Raw genomic sequence first — 16,675 nt, forward strand, 5'->3', positions numbered from 1 at the left:
GCGTGCCCGCCTATCCGGCTTCGCGCGCCATCGCGCGGCGCAGCGCGGCCAGCAGCTCGGCCGGCGCGCAGGGCTTGGGCAGCACCGGGAACTGTGGCGCGGCGCGCAGCGCGCTGCCGTGGTAGCCGCTGATCAACACCACCGGCAGCGCCGGGTCGCGGCGGCGCAGCGCCCGGGCCAGCGCCAGCCCGTCCATCGCGCCGGGCATCGCGACATCGGACAGCACCACATCCACCGGCTCCTGCCCCGGCCCGACCAGGGCCAGCGCCTCGTCGGCGCCGCGCGCATGCCGCACCCGGCAGCCGAAACTGGCCAGCAGCGAGGCGGTGACCCGGCCCAGCTCCTCGTTGTCCTCGACCAGCAGCACCCGCGCGCCCTCCAGGCCGCCCATCGGTGCGGCCGGTGGCTGGGCTTCGATCGGTGGCTCCGTGCCGGCGTCGGCCGGCAGCAGCAAGGAGACCGTGGTGCCCAGGCCCGGCGTGCTGGCCAGCCGCGCGGTGCCGCCGGCCTGGGTGCAGAAGCCATGCACCTGGCTCAGGCCCAGGCCGGTGCCTCGGCCCTGTGCCTTGGTCGTGAAGAAGGGCTCGAACACCTTCTCGGTCAGCCCCTCGGCCACGCCGCAGCCATCGTCGGCAAAGCTCAGCAGCACGAAGTCGCCCAGCCCCAGCTCGATCTGCTCCTGCGGCTCGGCCCGGCGCGCGCGCAGCCAGACATGGCCGCGGCCGTCCATCGCGTCGCGCGCGTTCAGCGCCATATTGATCAGGGCCAGCTCCAGCTCGGCCGCGTCGACGCGCAGCGCCGGCGTGTCCGGCGCGACCGCCACCTCGATCACCACCTGCTTGCCCAGCACGGTACGCAGCAGCTCGGCCGCCTCCGGCAGATAGGCCGCCGGCCAGACGCGCTGCGGCCGCACCGGCTGGCGCCCGGCGAAGCGCATCAGATGCTGGGTCAGGCGGCTGCCGATCTCGACCGAGCGCAGGATGGCGGCGACCGGCAGCGCCAGCGCCGCGCGGTCGAAGGCCGCCTCGGACCGACGCCGGATCAGATGCGCGCTGTTGCTGATCACGCCCAGCAGGTTGTTGAAGTCATGCGCGACGCCGCCGGTCAGGCGCCCCAGCGCCTCGGCGCGCTGGCTCTGGGCGACGCGCTGCTCGCCCTCGCGGGTGCGCGCCACCGCCTCCTCGACGCGGCGCTGCAGCTCGGCGCGCGAACGCCGCAGCGACTCGTCGGCCCGCACTAGGGCCGCCACCACCGCGTCGCATTCGGCGATGCCGGTCGAGCGGGCGTCGACCGGCTCGCCCGCCTGCAGCGCGGCGGCCGCGGCGCCCAGCGCCTCCACCGGCCCGGCGATGCGGCGCGCCACCCACAGCGCGCCGCCGGCGCCCAGGGCCAGCAGCGCCAGCGCGCCCAGCACCACCGGCAGCACCGCCCCGGTGTTCCAGCCGGCCAGCGCGTCGCGCGGCACCGCGGTCACATAGGTCCAGCCCTGCGGCGAGGTGCTGAAATAGGCCAGCACCGGCCGCCCGTCCAGGTCCAGCGTCCGGAACAGGCCCTCGCTGCCCAGCGCCAGCTGCCGGCGCACGCTGGCCGGCAGGTCGCGCCCGGCATGCCGCACGCCGCCGGGATGGCGCGCGACCAAGGTGCCTTCCTTGTCCACCACCGCCGCCACCCAGTCCGGTGGCAGGCGCTGGCGGTCGATCAGCGCCTGCAACTCCTGCGGCAGGATCGTCACGACCAGGTTCAGCAGTGGCTTGCCGCCGCGCTCCACCGGCTGCACGATCGCGGCGCGCAGCACGCCGTCCGACCCCGCCCGCAGCGCACCGACCTCCGGGCGCGGCAGCAGCGGCCGCAGGCCCTGCGGATGGGCCTGGTAGGACGGCAGCGCCGCCCCCTCCTCGTCGCGGCGCGTGTCCAGCAGCAGCAGCGTCGGGCTGTGCACCTCGATCCAGCCGCCCAGGCCCTGCATCGCGCGCCGCGCCTGCTGCGCGAACAGCAGCATCTGCTCCGGCGGCACCTGGGGCGCCGCATCCAGCATGCGCGACAGCGCCAGCACGCGCGCGATCACCGCGCGATGCGTCAGCTCCTGGTCCACCACGGTCGACAGCGCGCGGGCGCTGTCGCGCAGATGGCCCTCCAGCGCATGCCGCTCGTCCAGCCAGGTGCGCCCGATCACCCACAGCGCGGCGCTGACGGCCGGCAGCAGCACCGCGGCCATCAGCAGCAGCAATCGGGTTCGGATCGAGACGGACATCATCAGCGGCGACCGGTGCGGGCTCCTCAAATTGCGGCAAAGCCCGCAGCCGGGCGGCAAAAGCTACCGGCCCCACGCTGGGCCGCGGCGGCCGCGTTCCCAATCTAGGCCCGGCGGCGCCCGGCGCGGTGGCGCTTGTGTGTGCAAAGGTTTCGGGCCGGCGCATGCGGCACGCCTATTGCGACCCCGACGAGCGACAGCCCAGGGAGACGACCATGGCCCCGATGATGGATCTGCACAGCGCCCAGAAACAGCAGCAGGCGATCTCGCCGCGCCTGCAGCATGCGGTGCGCCTGCTGCAGATGTCCTCGCTGGACTTCGCGGCCCTGGTCCAGGAGCAGCTGGGGCGCAATCCCTTCCTGGAGGTCGAGGACGGCGATGGCGGCCCCGCCGGTCAGGCCGATGCCGAGGCCGCCGACAGCGGCTTCGACATCCCCTTCGATGAACGCGAACCCTGGCGCGGCGAGGGCTCGGCAGCGCCGCGCCGCGCCGAGGATGAGGAGCTCGCCGCGCTCGAGCGGATGCCCGAGCCGACCTCGCTGAAGATGCATCTGCAGGGCCAGCTGAACGTTCTGAGCCTGCCGGCGCGCGACCTGCTGCTGGCCAGCATCATTGTCGAGTCGCTGGATGCCGACGGCTATCTGCGCAGCCCGCTGCCGGAGCTGGCCGAGGTGGCCGAGCTGCTGCCGCCGGCCGATCCGGCCGAGATGCAGATCGCGCTGAAGCGGGTGCAGGCGCTGGACCCCGCCGGCGTCGGCGCGCGCAGCGTGGCCGAATGCCTGGAGCTGCAGCTGCCGGCGATCGACTGCCCGCTGACCCGCGAGCTGGCCGGCCTGATCGTGACTCAGCACCTGCCGATGCTGGCGGCGCGCGACGTGATGGGCCTGGCCCATGCGCTGCGCGCCACGCCCGCGCGCATCGAGGCGGTGTGCCGGCGTCTGCGCCGGCTCGACCCGCATCCCGGCTGGCGCTATGAGACCGCGCAGCCGCCCTATGTGCTGCCCGATGTGCTGACGCGCCGGGTGCGCGGGCAGTGGCGGGTGCTGCTGAACCCGGCGGTGGTGCCGCGCGTGCGCTTCAACCAGGTCTATGCCGAGCTGTTCCAGCGCCACCGCGCGCGGGGCGACGGCGAGATGGCCAGCCATCTGCAGGAGGCGCGCTGGACGGTGCGCAATGTCGAGCAGCGTTTCGCCACCATCCTCGACGTGGCGGCCGCGATCGTGCGGCGCCAGCGTCATTTCCTGGAGTTCGGCGCGATGGCGATGAAGCCGCTGGCGCTGCGCGAGATCGCCGACGAGGTCGGCGTGCATGAGTCCACCGTCTCGCGCGTCACCAACAACAAGTACATGGCGACGCCGGCCGGCGTCTACGAGCTGAAGTACTTCTTCTCGCGCCCGCTGCTGAGCCGCAACGGCAGCGCCTGCTCGGGCACCGCGATCCGCGGCCTGATCAAGGACCTGATCGAGGCCGAGGTGCCGCAGGCACCGCTGTCCGATGCCGAGATCGCGCGCCAGCTGGGCCAGCAGGGCCTGATGGTGGCGCGCCGCACCGTCACCAAGTACCGCCAGATGCTGCGCATCGAGGCGGTGGAGCGGCGCCGCAGCCATGCCTGAGGCGGCCGGCCCCGATCCGTGTCAAGCTGCGGCTGCAGCACCCCGCCACCCGCCCGAGGAAGCCGCCATGAAACCAGCCCCGCCGCCACCGCCCTCGCCCGCCCCGGCTCCGCCGGCAAGACCTGCCCCCTCGCCCGGACCAGCGCCCTCCTACGAGGAATCGGTGGCCGGCGAGGAGGACCCGGGTGCGGGCGTCGACCTGCTCACCCCGCGGCCGCCGCCCGGCTGATCGGCGCGGCTTCGGGCGCGGCGTTTGCCGGAGTCTGGAACCCGTCAGCCTCGTCACAGGAGATCCCGACATGCCCACCGTTGCCGAAATCATGTCCACCGATGTGCGGGTGGTCGAACCCCAGGACAGCCTGCGCCATGCCGCGGCGCTGATGAGCGAGCTGAATGTCGGCGCGCTGCCGGTCTGCAGCGGCCGGGCCCTGCTGGGCATGGTGACCGACCGCGACATCGCGGTGCGCGGTGTCGCCAGCGGCCTGGTGCCGGACGAGGCCTGCGTCTCGGACGTGATGAGCGCCGGCACCCTGTGGTGCACCGAGGATCAGGACACCGAGGAGGTGCAACGCCTGATGGGTCAGGCCCAGGTGCGGCGCCTGCCGGTGATCAATCTGGACAAGGAGCTGGTGGGCATCGTCTCGCTGGGCGACCTGGCGCTGCGCCAGCCCGGCCCGGTGGACCGTACGGTGCGCGAGATCTCGGAGCCGCCGGGCGGCTGAGGCTCAGAGGAACTCGCTGCCGCGCGGCAGCAAGAGCTGCTGCACCTGGCCGCGATGCAGGCCCTGCACCGCCGGCGCCAGCGCGGACAGGCGGGCATAGTCCAGCGGTACGGCCGTCGGCGCGCGCGCGAACTCGGCCGCGAAACGGTGCAGCGCGGCCGCGTCGCCGCCATCATCGCGGCCCAGGGTCTCGGCCGCGCCGAGGCGCTGGTCCAGCGCCTGGCGGGCGCGGCTCAGGCGTGCCTGCGCATCCAGCACCTGCACCAGGCTGCGCCGTTGCGCCTCCGCGCCGTCGAGCTTCCAGGCCGCCGGAGCCAGCGCGTCGGCGGCCGGATCGAGCGTCGCGCGCACGGTCTGGCCGCTGGGGAAACGCTTGCCGTCGCCCTTGATGCCCAGGCCGTCGCGCAGCGCCGGCCAGGCCGACTCCTCGACGCTGAACTGCAGCTCGCCACCGCCGGTCTCGACCCGCAGGCCGGTCGGCGCCAGCGCGCGCTGCAGGCTCTGCAGGCCCGGCTGCAGGCCGCGGCCGTCCAGCGCCACGATCACCGGGCGCGGCTGGCCGGGCAGGCTCAGGCGCAGGGTCTCGCTGCCGTCGGAGGCCAGGGTGTTGAGGTCCAGCCCGCGCAGGCGAAAGCGCTGACGCGTGGCCTCGCCCTCCGCCGGGGTCTGCAGGCGTGCATCCAGCGCGCCGCCGGCCGCATCGGCGCGGGCGCGCCAGAGCTGCTGGACCGCTTCCAGTTGCGCTTGCAGCCCCGCCTGGCCGGCGGACTGCGGCCGCGCCAGGGCCTGGCTCAGGCCGCTCTTCAGGCCCTGCAGCGCCTCGCCCAGCTGGTCCAGATAGGCCTGGCCCTGCTGCAGCGCGCCCAGGCGCTGCTGCAGCCCCGGCTCGCGCAGCGCGCTGCCGCCGACCGCCTGTCCCGCCCGCGGCAGATTGCCGGCGCGCGCCGGCAACGATGCGGCGCTGCCGGTCTGGCTGCTGCTGCGGCCCGTGGCAGGCAGCGGCGCGATGGCCTGGGTGCGGGTGGCGGCGTCGCTGCCGCTGAGCAGCGCGCCGGTGGCGCGCGGCGGGTTCGGGATGGCGGGCACTTGCAGCAAGGGGATCGGGGGAGGATCAGAGGACGTTGAACAGGCTCAGGTTGCTGACCTTGGCATAGGCCTTCTGCGTGGCCTGCACCGCCAGGGTGTAGCTGTTCAGGCGCACCGAGGCCTCGGCATAGTCCAGCGCGCCGAGGTCCAGCGCCGACTGCTTGTTGGACAGGCTGACCGAGGCGTGGTTGTCGTCCAGGGTCTGCAGGATGTTCTGGCGCCGGCCGAGTTCGGAGATCTTGCCGGACACGTCGTTCATCGCGTTGTCCAGATCGGTCAGCGGCGCGCTGCTGATCGGGTTGCCGGCGGCCAGGTCGGTGACGACCAGGTCCAGCTTGTTCAGGAAATCGTAGTAGCCGTTCAGCGGCACATTGCCGGCCACCGTGATGTCGGTGCCGACCGAGACCTGCTGCAGATCGGCATTGATGCCGGCACCGGCGCTGTAGCGGCTGCCGGCGGCGGCGCCGCCGTTGAAGAGCACTGTGTCGGTCAGGGTGGCGGTGCCGGAGAACAGGTAGCGGCCCTCGGCGTTCTTGCTGTTGGCGACATGGAACAGGCTGTCGCGCAGGGTGGCCAGCGAGGCCGACATGGCCTTCAGATCCTCCGGCGTGTTGCCGCCGTCGGCGGCCCAGACCAGCAGGTCGCGCGCCATCATCATGTCCTGCTCCATGCTGCCCAGGGTCACCTCGCTGGTGCGCAGCCTGCTTTGCAGGGCGCCGATGTTGTCGCGGAACTGGCCCAGCGCCGACTCCTCGCGCGACAGGCGCGCCAGGCGCACCGTGGCGATGGTGTCGTCGGAGGGCACCTGGATGCGGTTGCCCGAGGCCATCTGCTGCATCACCTGCGCCAGGCCGCTGTTGGCGGCCTGCAGCGCGGTGTTCATCGTCGCGTGGTACTGGTTGCTGGCGATACGCATGCTTTCCTCCTCAGGCCATCGCCAGCAGGCTGTCGAAGAGCTGGTTGGCCACCGCCACCACCTTCATATTGGCCTCGTACATCTGCTTGTACTGCATCAGGTCGATGGCCTCTTCGTCGCTGTTGACGCCGCTGGTGCTCTTCCAGTTCTCTTCCGACTGGTCGCGCACCGTCTTGGCGGTCTTCTGGCCGGCGATGTTCTGTTGGCTCTGCACGCCCAGCTTGCCGACCATCTGGGTGAACACATCGCCCAGGTTGACGCCACCGACGATCACCGAGTCGCGCAGGCCGATCAGCTTGGCCAGGTTCTCGCTGTTGCCGGCGGCGCTGCCGGCCTTGGCGAAGGCCAGTTGATCGGGCTTCAGCGCCGGGTTGATGCTCAGGCGGCCGTCCGTGCCGACGGTGCCGAACAGCGCGCCGCCGGGGTTGCCCGCCATGTCCTGGCCGGCGGCCAGCTGGCCGTTGACCGCGGTGACCAGGCCGTCGGCCAGGTCCTTCAGCTGGGTCTGCATCGGCGCCAGGATGTTGCGCTGGAACTCGCGCAGGCCGCCCAGCTGGCCGCCCAGGTCGGCGTCGCGCACTTCGAAGCTGCTGTTGGCGAACTGCAGGCTCATCTTGCCGGTGCCGAGATCGATATTGGCCACCGCGGCCTCGGTGCCGATCACCAGCGGCTGGCCGTTCTTCAGGGAGACGCTGGTGCTGCCGTCGGGCTGATCGACCACCTGCAGGCCGACCAGGCCGGACAGCTTGTCGATGCGCTGGTCGCGCGCGTCCAGCAGGCCCGAGACATTGATGCCGGCGGCGCGGCCGGCCGCGATCTGCTTGTTCAGCAGCGCGATGTCGGCGGAGTAGCCGTTGATCTGCTTGGCCGCGGCCTGCTGCTGCTCGTTGATCGCGTTGGACTGGGTGCCCAGCAGCTGCTGCATGCTGTTGAAGCGGCGCGCCAGGCCCTCGGCCGAGGTCAGCACCTGGGCGCGCAGCGGCAGCGAATCGGGCTCGACGCTGGCGGCGTTGAGCGCGGCGAAGAAGGCGTCCAGCCCCTGGTTGATGTTGGAGGTGTCGTCCGACATCACCTTTTCCAGCTGGTTCAGATAGGGCTGGGCGGCGCTGAAATGCCCCAGATTGGAGGCTGCCTGCCACAGCTGCTGGGACTTGTAGCCATCGGCGAAGCGCAGCAGGGCCGAGACGGTCACGCCGTTGCCGGCCGCGGCCTGGCCCTGGGCGCCGGACATCACCGAGTTCAGGAGCACGCCCTGGCGGGTGTAGCCCGGCGTCATCGCGTTGGCGATGTTCTGGCTGTTGGTACTCAGGGCCGCCTGGGCGGCGATGGCGCCCGACAGGGCGTTGTTGATCATGCTCATGGCTGGTTCCGGCTCGGCGCGGGCGGCTGGGACGCCACCGCTTCACCGGGGGAAGGCGACCCGGCGGGCGCGGCACTTAAACCGGCGGCCGGCAGGATCTGCTTGAGCATCAGGTCGGCGATGCCGAAGGCGCGCTGCCCGGCCATCGCATCGGCCACCAGGCCGTCGGCCAGGTCCAGCATGTCCTCGTTGACCTTGTTCTTCAGCGGGCTGTCCTCGTCGGCCAGCACCCGGGTCGCCGAGCGCATCTGGCCCATCATCTGCTTGATGAAGAAGGCCTCGAACTTGACCGCGGCGTCGGTGGCGCGCTGGCGCAACCGGGCCGCCTCGTCGGTCTGTACGCCCAGCGCCGGGCCCTGCAGGGAATTCTCGATGCTCATCGTCGCGGGCCCTCGTCAGATCACTTGCAGTTCGCCGTCGATCGCGCCGGCCTGGTCCAGCGCCTGCAGGATCGCCATGATGTCGTCCGGATTGGCGCCGATGCTGTTGATCGTGTCGACGATGGCCTGCAGGCTGGCGCCGGCCGGCCAGCGCAGCATGCGGCCGTTGCCCTGGTCGACCGCGACGCGCGACTGCGGCGTGGTCTGGGTCTGCCCCTGGCTGAAGGGCTGGGGCTGGCTGACCTGGGGCTTCTCGCTGATCACGACCTTCAGCGCGCCATGCGAGACGGCCGCCGGGCGCACGCGCACGCCGTCGGCGATCACGACGGTGCCGGTGCGCGAGTTGAAGATCACCTTGGGCACGCCGTCGCCGACCTCGACATTGAGGCCCTCCAGCTGGGCCATGAAGGCGACACGCTGGGTCGGATTCGCCGGGGCCGCGACCTCGACGCCGGTGGCGTCGCGGGTGCTGGCGGTCTCGGGGCCGAAGCGCTTGTTGATCGCGTCGACGATATGGGTCGCGGTCTTGAAGCTGGGGCGCTTCAGGCTCAGTTGCACGGTCGGGCGACTGTCGAAATCGGTCTCGATCTCGCGCTCGACGGTGGCGCCGTTCGGGATGCGGCCGGTCGTCGGCGTGTTGACGGTGACGCTGGAGCCGCTCTGGCCTTGGGCCGACAGGCCGCCGACCACCATATTGCCCTGGGCCAGCGCATAGACCTCGCCATCGGCCGCATGCAGCTGGGTCAGCAGCAGCACGCCGCCGCGCAGGCTCTTGGCATCGCCCAGCGAGGAGACGGTGACGTCGATGGTCTGGCCGCGGCGGTAGCCGCTCGGGAAGGTCGCGCTGACCATCACGGTCGCGACGTTCTTGCTCTTGGCATCGACCCGCTCGGGCAGCTTGACGCCGAACTGCTTCAGCAGGTTGTTGACCGACTGGCCGGCGAAGCGCACCTGGGTGCTGTCGCCGCTGCCGTTCAGGCCGACCACCAGGCCATAGCCCAGCAGCTGGTTCTCGCGCACGCCCTCGATATTGACCAGCTGGCCGAGCGGCCGCGGTGCGGCCTGGGCTAGGGTGGCGGCGAGCGACAGCAGCAGACCGCAGAGCAGTTTCTTCATGATGGGGAGGCTCAGAACGGTGCTAAGGGACTGTTGAACATGCGGGTCAGCCAGCCCGGCGTGTTGGCGCTGGCCAGGTCGCCCTGGCCGCTGTAGCTGATGCGCGCATTGGCGATGCGCTGCGAGGAGACGCGGTTGTCGCTGTCGACATCGGCCGCGCGCACATAGCCGCCCAGGCGGATCAGCTCCTCGCCCTGGTTGATCCACAGGCTCTTCTCGCCCTGCACGCGCAAGAGGCCGTTGGGCAGCACCTCGTGCACGACCACGGTGATCGCGCCCTGCAGCTGGTTCTGCTGGCTGCTGGAGGCGCTGCCGTTGAAGTCGCGCTGGCCCTGCAGCGCGCCCTTGGTGGCGCTGTTGCGCAGCGAAGCGCTGAAGTCGGCGCTGCTCTGCTTGCCGAGCTGGGTGTCGGCGCTCTTGCTCGCCTGCGTGGTCTCGGCCAGCATCACGGTCAGCACATCGCCGGGGCGGAAGGCGCGGGTATCGGCCGTCAGGCTGGTGGCGCGGCCGGCCTGGTAGACGCCGCCGCCGCGCGGCTTGGCCTGGCCGCGCGACTGCAGCTCGCCGGCCGGTGCCAGCGGCGCCGGCTCATGCGTCGGCGGCTGGGGCGGCTGGATCGCGGCGCAGCCGCCCAGCAGGGCCAGCGCGGCAAGCAGTGCTGCGGCCTTGCTCATCATTACCTCACCGCTTGCGAGAGGTACTGCAGCATCGAGTCGGCGGCCGACAGCACCTTGGTGTTCATCTCGTAGGTGCGCTGGGCCGCGATCATGTCGACCATCTCCTCGACCACCTGCACGTTCGAGCCTTCCAGCGCGCCCTGCTTGATCTTGCCCAGGCCCTCGGCGCCCGGCAGGCCCTCGGTCGGGGCGCCGCTGGCGGTGGTTTCCTGGTACAGGTTGTCGCCCAGGGCCAGCAGGCCGGTGGGGTTGGTGAAATTGGTCAGGCGCAGCTGGCCCAGCTCGTTGGGCGTGCCGTTGACGGTGGCGGTGACGGTGCCGTTCTCGGAGATCGTCAGGGTGGCGCCGGCCGGCACCGTGATCTCGGGCTGGATGCGCAGGCCCTGGGCATTGGTCAGGCGGCCTTCGGCGTTGACCTGCAGCTGGCCGGCACGGGTGTAGGCCGGACGGCCGTTCGGGCCCTCGACCTGCAGAAAGCCCTGGCCGACGATCGCCACGTCCATGTTCTGGCCGGTGGTCTGCATGCCGCCGTTGGTGAACACCTTCTGGGTGCCGACCAGGCGCGTGCCGTTGCCCAGCTGCACGCCGGCGGGCGCCGCGGCGCCATCCTCGCCCTGCGCGCCGGGCTGGCGCTCGACCTGGTAGAACAGGTCCTCGAACATCACGCGGTCGCGCTTGAAGCCGACCGTGTTGACGTTGGCCAGGTTGTTGGCGATGGCCTGCAGCTTGGCGTCCTGCGCCTGCACACCGGTCTTGCTGATCCACATTGCTGGATTCATGGAGGGCTCCTTGGTTCTGTTGCCGGGTCGCCTAGCGACCCGCGGTTCATTCGCGGATGAGACGGTTGCCCGCGTCGGCCATGCCGTCGGCGGACTTGAAGAGCTTCATCTGGATCTCGAAGTCGCGCGCCAGGCTCATGGTCGCGACCATCTCCTCCACCGCGGACACATTGCTCGATTCAAGGCGGCCGCTGCCGACCTTGACGGTCGCATCCGCCGCCAGCGCCTGGCCGTCGCGCGCGACCAGCAGGCCCAGCTCGTTCTTGCGCAGCTGCGCGAACTCGGGCTTGACCAGCTTCAGCCGGTCCACCGCCTGCAGCTCCTGCGCGCCGGGCGTCTGCACGGAGATCACGCCGTCGGCGGTGATCTCGACCTTGCTGTGCGGCGGCAGGTTGATCGGGCCGCCCTCGCCCAGCACCGGATGCTTGCCCAGCAGCAGGTTGCCCTCGGCGTCCAGCGTGAAGTTGCCGCCGCGGGTGTAGGCCTCGCCGTTCTGGCCGAACTGGATCGCGAACAGGCCCTGGCCCTGGACCGCGACGTCCAGCTCGCGGCCGGTCTCGCGCTGCGTGCCTTCCTTGCCGCTGACGGTGTCGCTGCTGAGCTGGTTCAGATGGCGCGCGGCATAGCCATGGCCCTCGACCTGCTGGGCCGTCGACTGCTCGATATTGGCGCGAAAACCGGCCGTCTCGACGTTGGCCAGATTGTTGGCATGCACCTGCTGAGCGCGCAACACGCGCTCGGCGCCGCTCATCACGGTGTAGATCAATGCGTCCATTCAATACTCTCCATTTCGCGGCCCGGCGGTCTTACCCAGCGACGTCCGCGGATCCGGCTTTGCCGGGCCGCCGGACGTGCCCCCTTGAGGGGGCGCGCGCAGCGCGTAGGGGGTGGTCCGTTACACCGCCTGCATCAGGTTCTGCATCATCTCGTTCTCGGCCGAGATGACCTTGGTGTTGGCCTGGTAGTTGCGTTGTGCGGTCATCAGGTTGACCAGCTCGCCGGTCATGTCGACGTTGGACTGCTCGATCGCGCCGGTGCTCAGCTGCGAGGCGGTCGCGGAGCCGGGGCGCGAGAACAGCGCGGCACCGGTCTCGGTGTTGGCCTCCCAGCTGGTGTCGCTGAGCGCGGCCAGCGCGTTCTCGTTGGCGAAGGTGGCCACGGCCAGGGTGCCGACGGTCTGCTTCTGGCCATTGCTATAGGTCGCGACGATGCTGCCGTCGGCGGCGATGCTGGTGCCGGTCATCATGCCGGCGGCATTGCCGTTGGCGTTGTTGACCAGGGTGGTGTTGTCGCCGGCGTACTGGGTCGTGCCGGTGTAGTCGATCGCGAAGTTCAGCGCCGCGGCGCCGTTGGTCAGCGGCACGTTCACCGTGGTGGCCGGCACCGCGGTCAGCTTGCCCTGGGCATCGAAGTTCAAGTTCGTCACCGGCGCGGCCAGCAAGGTGCCGCCCACCGTGTAGCGCACCTGCACCGCGTTGGGGCCGGTCTTCACGAAATACTGGGTCGCGTCATGCTTGTTGCCCAGCGAGTCGTACAGCACGGTCGTGATGTTGCTGTTGAAGGTGGTCGAGTCGGTCGGGTTGAAGGCGGGCATCGGACCCGGAGCGCCCGGCACCTTCCAGTCGGACGACAGATTGCCGCTGAAGCGCACCTTGTCGCTGGCCGAGGCGCCGATCTGGCCGGTCGGCACCTTCAGGTCGCCCAGGGCACCCAGGCCGGCGCCCGGCACCGGGCGGCCATTGGCGTCCAGCACCGCGGCATAGCCCTGGGCCTTGCGGCCGGTCGGGTCGATCACATAGCCGTCCTTGTCGACATTGAAGATGCCGACGCGGGTGAAGACCTGCTGGCCCGAGTTGTCCTTGACCGCGAAGAAGCCGCGGCCCTGGATCATCGCGTCCATACCGCGGCCGGTGTTCAGCAGGCCGCCGCTCTTCTCCAGCGACTGCGAGACTGAGGAGACCTCGGCGCCGTTGGCTTGGCTGCCGGCATACATGGCCGAGAAGTTGGCGCGGCTGGACTTGAAGCCGTAGGTGCCGGAGTTGGCGATGTTGTTGCTGATGGCTTCCAGCGAGCCGCTGACCGCGTTGATGCCGGAACGTGCGATTTCGAAAGACATGGTGGGGGATCCTTTGCGTGTTTAGTTGGCGGCTTGCTGCTGGCCGGGGCGGCCCTTGAACTGGGTGATCGCGGCGGGACTGACCTCGCCGAAACTGCCCAGGCTCACCATCGCGCCGCCGTCGCCGGTCAGACGCACATTGCTCATCGTGGCCACGACCTCGAGGGCCGTCGCCTGCTTGCTCTCGTTCTCGACCCGCAGCTGGTAGCGGCCGGCCGGCAGGCCCAGCGCGGCCGGGTCCAGGGTGTAGGCATGGTTGCCGATCGCGCGAGTGCCGAGGTCGACGCGCTTCTCGATGCCGTCGGCGCCGCTCAGCACCAGGGTGGCCGGGGTCGCGCCCGAGGCCAGGGTGAAATGGGTGGCGACCTTGTCCTTGCCCAGCTCCAGCTGCTCGACCTTGGCCTGCACCGTCGAGCCGACCTGCGCACCCAGCGAGATCATCTGCAGGCTGGACAGCATGCTGGCGTTGGCCGCACCCTGCGAGGACAGGGCCTGCAACGCCTCCATCTGGCTCAGCTGGGTCAGCTGGCCGACGAACTGGCTGGGATCGGTCGGCGAGAGCGGATCCTGGTTCTTGATCTGGGCCACCAGCAAGGTGGTGAACATGTTCGAGATGCTGCCGTTGGCCCCAATGGCCTGGCTGGCCGCACCACCGGCCTGGCTGTTCTTGTTGACGTCGCTGACGGTAGTCATGATTTGTGCCCTTTTTCCCTTATTCGCCCAGACGCAGCAAGGCGGCCTGCATCGACTTGACCCGGCCCAGCACCTCGACATTGGTCTCGAAGGCGCGCGAGGCGGACAGCATGTCGGTCATCTCGGCGACCGGGTTGACGTTGGGGTAAAACACTTCGCCGTTCTCGTTGGCCAGCGGGTTCTCGGGCTCGTAGACCTTGCGCAGCGGCTCCTCGCTCTGCACCACGTCCAGCACCTGCACGCGGGCGCCGGCCAGTTGGTCCTCGCCCAGGCCTTCCTTGGCGGCCAGCGCGGCGAAGACCGGCTTGCGGGCGCGGTAGGCCTCGGCCTCGCTGCCGGCGGCGGATTGCGCGTTGGCGAGGTTGCTGGCGATGGTGTTCAGACGCACGGTCTGGGCCGACATCGCCGAGCCGGCGATCTGGCTGATCTGCTTGAAGGACATGGCCTCTCTCCCTTACTGCCCGTTGATGGCCTTGGCCAGGCCCTTGAGCTTCATGTTCACGAAGGTCAAGCTGGTTTGAAAGTCGCTCGCATTCTGCGAGAAGGCGGCCTGTTCCACACCCAGTTCCACCGTGTTGCCGTCCTGGGCAGCGTGAAAAGGTACGCGGTACTGCAATTCGCTCGCGTCGGTGTCCAGCAGCAGGCCATCTTCGGCATCTGCGTTGGACTGGCGCAAGGTCGCGGCAAAATCGATGTCGCGCGCCTGATAACCGGGCGTGCTTTCATTCGCGATATTCGAGGCCAGCACCTTGGTGCGTTCCGCGCGCAGGCGCAGGGCGTCCGCGTGTTGACCCATGGCCTTGCTGAAATCAATGCTCATGTCTTGCTCTCCGAGAAATCTGTTGTGTCTGTGGCTGGCGCTGTGCGGCGCCCAGGGCGCGGCCCATGCGGCTGGCCTGGAAGCCCAGGTGACCGAGGCCGCGCGCCGCGCGGTGCTGGAACTGGCCGATCGCGAGGGCTGGGTGGCGCCCGACGTGCAGATCGCCGCGCCCGCCGCCAAGCCGCGACCGGCCTGCGCGCCCGGCTGGGACATCGTGGCGCAGGACCTGCGCAGCCTGTCGCGGCTGCGCTTCTCCGCGCGCTGCGCCGGCCAGCCGAACCAGGACTTCGTGCTGCGCGCCGGCCTCAGCGCCGAAGTGCTGGTGGCGACGCAGAACATCCCCGCCGGCCGCGCGCTGGGCGAGGCCGATGTCGAGCTGCAGCGCCGCGACCTGGGCCAGGCCAGCGACGCGCTGGGCCGCACGGAAGACGTGCTGGGCCAGGCCCCGCGCAGCAGCCTGCGCCCCGGGCAGATCCTGCAAAAGCGCCAGCTGCTGGCCGCCCAGCTGGTGCGCCGCGGCGACCGCGTGCGCATCCTCGCGCGCCACGAGGGCATCGAGGTGCAGGCGCCCGGCGAGGCGCTGGAGGCCGGCGCGCGCGACGCCCGCATCAAGGTGCGCAACAGCAACAGCGGCCGCGTGATCACGGCGCGCGTGCTGGAGCCGGGCCTGGTCGAACCCGCAGAGCGCTGAGCACACCATCACTGCCCGCCCCTGATGCGCGCGGCGACCTGGCTCAGCTTGCTGGCGTAGGCCGGGTCGGTCGCGTAGCCGCCCTTTTGCAGCGCCGCGCCATAGGCCGCGACATCGCCGCCGGTCTGCAGCGCGCCCTGGTAGCGCGGGTTGTTCAGCAGCAGGCGCGCGAAGTCCTGGAAGGCCTCGCCGGGGTTGCCGTAGCTGCGGAAGCCCTCGCGGCGCTTCGTCGCCTCGCCCTGCTCGTATTCGGTGGTCATCACCTCGGCCACCTCGCCGCGCCAGCCGGCACCGGCCTTCAGCGCGAACAGGTTGTGGCTGTCGGCGCCGTCCGGGCGGCGGATCGGGCGCTGGCCCCAGCCGGATTCCAGCGCGGCATGCGCGGCCAGCACATCGGGCGCGACGCCCAGCTGGCGGCCGGCGGCCTCGGCCAGCGGCGCGATCTCGCGCAGCCAGGCCTGCTGGTCCTCGCCCAGCTCCGACGAGATGGCTGGCACCGCTGCTGCCGCCGCAGCGGGCGCGGTCTGCAAGCGGCGCGCCATGCCCTCGGGGCTCAGGCCCGCGGCGCTGTCGCCGCCCTGCTCGATGTAGCGGCTGACCTCGTTGTTGAGCTGGCGATACAGGCTGGAGAACTCGCCGCCGCCGGTCACGCGCGTCGCACCCTGGGCCGGCAGCGCCGGGAAGCCAGCGCCGATCTTGAACTCAGCGTTCAGCATACAGAGCCTCCTCGACGCCCATCACGCGCTGCATCAGCGCATGCTGTTCGGTGATCAGATGGCAGTTGCGCTGGTTCAGGTCCTTGCATTCGCGCACCTGCTGCTCCAGCGACTGCCAGGCGATGGACAGGGTCTGCGCCACCGCGCTGGGCAGGCGCTGCAGCAGCGCGGCCATGCTCGGCTCGGCCTGCGGGCGCTGGCCCAGCAGCTGGCGCAGCAGCGCGCCGCGCTGCAGGCCGCGCGCGTTCAGTTCGTCGACCAGCTGCACGATGTCCTCGGCCAGCGCGCTCAGGCGCTCGGCCTGGTGCCGCAGCGCGGCCTCGAACTGCTGCTCCAGCAGCTCGCGCAGGCGCGCATAGCCGGAGCGGTCGGCATGCATGTCGCGCAGCAGGTGGGACAGGGCCTCGGTGACCTTCATGCGCCACGCCCTCCGCCACCGCCATGGAAGCGCTGGATCAGCTGGGCCAGGCGGTCCGCGTCGAAGCTGATCTCGCCGCGGGCCAGGGCCTCGCGCAGCGCGTCCACCTTGGCCTGGTCGATCTCGGGCAGGCCCTGCAGCGCGGCCTTGGCCGGCTGCAGCACGTCGGAGGCCAGCGCCGCGGTGGCGCCGGCGCTCGCGCCCAGCACCGCCGGCGCGGCGGCCGCGGTCTTGGCGGTGTCGGCGACGCGCGTCTCGCCGGAGGACTTCTCAATCGGCTGTCCGTTGTGGCCCGTGATCTTCATACGCTCACCTCTTGCT

At 70.8% G+C, this 16,675-nt stretch carries 20 protein-coding genes; 4 read left to right on the plus strand and 16 right to left on the minus strand.

Annotated elements, in window-relative coordinates:
- Positions 1 to 10: 10 nt before the first annotated feature.
- Positions 11 to 2,254 carry an ATP-binding protein gene (locus G8A07_RS15280; protein ID WP_195792893.1) on the minus strand — a complete coding sequence of 748 codons (2,244 nt, stop codon included), beginning with the start codon at positions 2,252 to 2,254 and terminating at the stop codon, positions 11 to 13.
- A gap of 212 nt (positions 2,255 to 2,466) precedes the next feature.
- Here G8A07_RS15280 and rpoN point away from each other — a divergent pair, with 212 nt between their 5' ends.
- The 3 genes from rpoN to G8A07_RS15295 all read left to right on the plus strand — a co-directional run bounded on the left by rpoN (position 2,467) and on the right by G8A07_RS15295 (position 4,586).
- Positions 2,467 to 3,864 carry an RNA polymerase factor sigma-54 gene (gene rpoN / locus G8A07_RS15285; RefSeq protein WP_249937011.1) on the plus strand — a complete coding sequence of 466 codons (1,398 nt, stop codon included), beginning with the start codon at positions 2,467 to 2,469 and terminating at the stop codon, positions 3,862 to 3,864.
- 67 nt (positions 3,865 to 3,931) lie between these two features.
- On the plus strand, positions 3,932 to 4,093 hold the full coding sequence (locus G8A07_RS15290) for a hypothetical protein (RefSeq protein ID WP_195792894.1): 162 nt from the start codon (positions 3,932 to 3,934) through the stop codon (positions 4,091 to 4,093).
- Positions 4,094 to 4,163: 70 nt separating this feature from the next.
- On the plus strand, positions 4,164 to 4,586 hold the full coding sequence (locus G8A07_RS15295; RefSeq protein WP_195792895.1) for a CBS domain-containing protein: 423 nt from the start codon (positions 4,164 to 4,166) through the stop codon (positions 4,584 to 4,586).
- Between the two features lie 3 nt (positions 4,587 to 4,589).
- On the opposite strand, the gene G8A07_RS15300 is transcribed toward G8A07_RS15295, so the two are convergent.
- The 12 genes from G8A07_RS15300 to flgB all read right to left on the minus strand — a co-directional run bounded on the left by G8A07_RS15300 (position 4,590) and on the right by flgB (position 14,529).
- Positions 4,590 to 5,681, minus strand: a complete 1,092-nt coding sequence (locus G8A07_RS15300) for a hypothetical protein (protein ID WP_195792896.1) — start codon at positions 5,679 to 5,681, stop codon at positions 4,590 to 4,592.
- 16 nt (positions 5,682 to 5,697) lie between these two features.
- Positions 5,698 to 6,588 carry a flagellar hook-associated protein FlgL gene (gene flgL, locus G8A07_RS15305; RefSeq protein WP_195792897.1) on the minus strand — a complete coding sequence of 297 codons (891 nt, stop codon included), beginning with the start codon at positions 6,586 to 6,588 and terminating at the stop codon, positions 5,698 to 5,700.
- Between the two features lie 10 nt (positions 6,589 to 6,598).
- Complete coding sequence (flgK, locus tag G8A07_RS15310) at positions 6,599 to 7,948, minus strand: flagellar hook-associated protein FlgK (RefSeq protein WP_195792898.1); 1,350 nt, start codon at positions 7,946 to 7,948, stop codon at positions 6,599 to 6,601.
- Positions 7,945 to 8,328, minus strand: a complete 384-nt coding sequence (locus G8A07_RS15315; RefSeq protein ID WP_195792899.1) for a rod-binding protein — start codon at positions 8,326 to 8,328, stop codon at positions 7,945 to 7,947. Before G8A07_RS15315 ends, flgK begins: the two co-directional genes overlap by 4 nt.
- Before the next feature lie 15 nt (positions 8,329 to 8,343).
- Positions 8,344 to 9,444 carry a flagellar basal body P-ring protein FlgI gene (locus tag G8A07_RS15320; protein WP_195792900.1) on the minus strand — a complete coding sequence of 367 codons (1,101 nt, stop codon included), beginning with the start codon at positions 9,442 to 9,444 and terminating at the stop codon, positions 8,344 to 8,346.
- Between the two features lie 11 nt (positions 9,445 to 9,455).
- Positions 9,456 to 10,118 carry a flagellar basal body L-ring protein FlgH gene (gene flgH / locus G8A07_RS15325; protein ID WP_195797797.1) on the minus strand — a complete coding sequence of 221 codons (663 nt, stop codon included), beginning with the start codon at positions 10,116 to 10,118 and terminating at the stop codon, positions 9,456 to 9,458.
- Positions 10,119 to 10,120: 2 nt separating this feature from the next.
- A complete protein-coding gene (gene flgG / locus G8A07_RS15330) occupies positions 10,121 to 10,900 on the minus strand; it encodes a flagellar basal-body rod protein FlgG (RefSeq protein WP_195792901.1) in 780 nt (259 codons plus the stop codon).
- A gap of 46 nt (positions 10,901 to 10,946) precedes the next feature.
- Positions 10,947 to 11,675, minus strand: coding sequence for a flagellar basal body rod protein FlgF (locus G8A07_RS15335; RefSeq protein WP_195792902.1), 729 nt, complete (start codon positions 11,673 to 11,675; stop codon positions 10,947 to 10,949).
- 120 nt (positions 11,676 to 11,795) lie between these two features.
- The gene (locus G8A07_RS15340; protein WP_195792903.1) at positions 11,796 to 13,016 is read right to left on the minus strand and encodes a flagellar hook protein FlgE; all 1,221 of its coding nucleotides are present in this window, start codon (positions 13,014 to 13,016) and stop codon (positions 11,796 to 11,798) included.
- A gap of 21 nt (positions 13,017 to 13,037) precedes the next feature.
- Entirely contained in the window at positions 13,038 to 13,709 is a 672-nt protein-coding gene (locus tag G8A07_RS15345) for a flagellar hook capping FlgD N-terminal domain-containing protein (RefSeq protein ID WP_195792904.1), read from the minus strand.
- Positions 13,710 to 13,728: 19 nt separating this feature from the next.
- On the minus strand, positions 13,729 to 14,151 hold the full coding sequence (gene flgC, locus G8A07_RS15350; protein WP_195792905.1) for a flagellar basal body rod protein FlgC: 423 nt from the start codon (positions 14,149 to 14,151) through the stop codon (positions 13,729 to 13,731).
- Between the two features lie 12 nt (positions 14,152 to 14,163).
- A complete protein-coding gene (flgB, locus tag G8A07_RS15355) occupies positions 14,164 to 14,529 on the minus strand; it encodes a flagellar basal body rod protein FlgB (protein WP_195792906.1) in 366 nt (121 codons plus the stop codon).
- Between the two features lie 22 nt (positions 14,530 to 14,551).
- Between flgB and flgA the strand changes: the two genes are divergently transcribed.
- Positions 14,552 to 15,220, plus strand: coding sequence for a flagellar basal body P-ring formation chaperone FlgA (gene flgA / locus G8A07_RS15360; RefSeq protein WP_195792907.1), 669 nt, complete (start codon positions 14,552 to 14,554; stop codon positions 15,218 to 15,220).
- An 8-nt stretch (positions 15,221 to 15,228) separates the two neighbouring features.
- Here flgA and flgJ read toward each other — a convergent pair whose 3' ends face one another.
- The 3 genes from flgJ to flgM are packed head-to-tail and all read right to left on the minus strand — an operon-like array spanning position 15,229 to position 16,659.
- Complete coding sequence (gene flgJ, locus G8A07_RS15365) at positions 15,229 to 15,936, minus strand: flagellar assembly peptidoglycan hydrolase FlgJ (RefSeq protein ID WP_195792908.1); 708 nt, start codon at positions 15,934 to 15,936, stop codon at positions 15,229 to 15,231.
- The gene (flgN, locus tag G8A07_RS15370) at positions 15,923 to 16,354 is read right to left on the minus strand and encodes a flagellar export chaperone FlgN (RefSeq protein WP_195792909.1); all 432 of its coding nucleotides are present in this window, start codon (positions 16,352 to 16,354) and stop codon (positions 15,923 to 15,925) included. Before flgN ends, flgJ begins: the two co-directional genes overlap by 14 nt.
- Positions 16,351 to 16,659 (minus strand): flagellar biosynthesis anti-sigma factor FlgM, encoded by a 309-nt coding sequence (flgM, locus tag G8A07_RS15375; protein WP_195792910.1) that lies wholly within the window; start codon positions 16,657 to 16,659, stop codon positions 16,351 to 16,353. The genes flgN and flgM overlap by 4 nt, the downstream gene beginning before the upstream one ends.
- Positions 16,660 to 16,675: the final 16 nt, after the last annotated feature.

The organism is Roseateles sp. DAIF2, from assembly GCF_015624425.1.
GTDB lineage: Bacteria > Pseudomonadota > Gammaproteobacteria > Burkholderiales > Burkholderiaceae_C > Kinneretia.

Coding starts and splice junctions, on each gene's coding strand:
- G8A07_RS15335 (WP_195792902.1), bottom strand. CDS start 11,675: ATGGACGCATTGATCTACACCGTGATGAGCGGCGCCGAGCGCGTGTTG.
- rpoN (WP_249937011.1), top strand. CDS start 2,467: ATGGCCCCGATGATGGATCTGCACAGCGCCCAGAAACAGCAGCAGGCG.
- G8A07_RS15320 (WP_195792900.1), bottom strand. CDS start 9,444: ATGAAGAAACTGCTCTGCGGTCTGCTGCTGTCGCTCGCCGCCACCCTA.
- flgN (WP_195792909.1), bottom strand. CDS start 16,354: ATGAAGGTCACCGAGGCCCTGTCCCACCTGCTGCGCGACATGCATGCC.
- G8A07_RS15295 (WP_195792895.1), top strand. CDS start 4,164: ATGCCCACCGTTGCCGAAATCATGTCCACCGATGTGCGGGTGGTCGAA.
- flgL (WP_195792897.1), bottom strand. CDS start 6,588: ATGCGTATCGCCAGCAACCAGTACCACGCGACGATGAACACCGCGCTG.
- G8A07_RS15345 (WP_195792904.1), bottom strand. CDS start 13,709: ATGACTACCGTCAGCGACGTCAACAAGAACAGCCAGGCCGGTGGTGCG.
- flgH (WP_195797797.1), bottom strand. CDS start 10,118: ATGAGCAAGGCCGCAGCACTGCTTGCCGCGCTGGCCCTGCTGGGCGGC.
- G8A07_RS15315 (WP_195792899.1), bottom strand. CDS start 8,328: ATGAGCATCGAGAATTCCCTGCAGGGCCCGGCGCTGGGCGTACAGACC.
- flgK (WP_195792898.1), bottom strand. CDS start 7,948: ATGAGCATGATCAACAACGCCCTGTCGGGCGCCATCGCCGCCCAGGCG.
- flgJ (WP_195792908.1), bottom strand. CDS start 15,936: ATGCTGAACGCTGAGTTCAAGATCGGCGCTGGCTTCCCGGCGCTGCCG.
- G8A07_RS15340 (WP_195792903.1), bottom strand. CDS start 13,016: ATGTCTTTCGAAATCGCACGTTCCGGCATCAACGCGGTCAGCGGCTCG.
- flgG (WP_195792901.1), bottom strand. CDS start 10,900: ATGAATCCAGCAATGTGGATCAGCAAGACCGGTGTGCAGGCGCAGGAC.
- flgB (WP_195792906.1), bottom strand. CDS start 14,529: ATGAGCATTGATTTCAGCAAGGCCATGGGTCAACACGCGGACGCCCTG.
- flgC (WP_195792905.1), bottom strand. CDS start 14,151: ATGTCCTTCAAGCAGATCAGCCAGATCGCCGGCTCGGCGATGTCGGCC.
- flgM (WP_195792910.1), bottom strand. CDS start 16,659: ATGAAGATCACGGGCCACAACGGACAGCCGATTGAGAAGTCCTCCGGC.
- G8A07_RS15280 (WP_195792893.1), bottom strand. CDS start 2,254: ATGATGTCCGTCTCGATCCGAACCCGATTGCTGCTGCTGATGGCCGCG.
- G8A07_RS15290 (WP_195792894.1), top strand. CDS start 3,932: ATGAAACCAGCCCCGCCGCCACCGCCCTCGCCCGCCCCGGCTCCGCCG.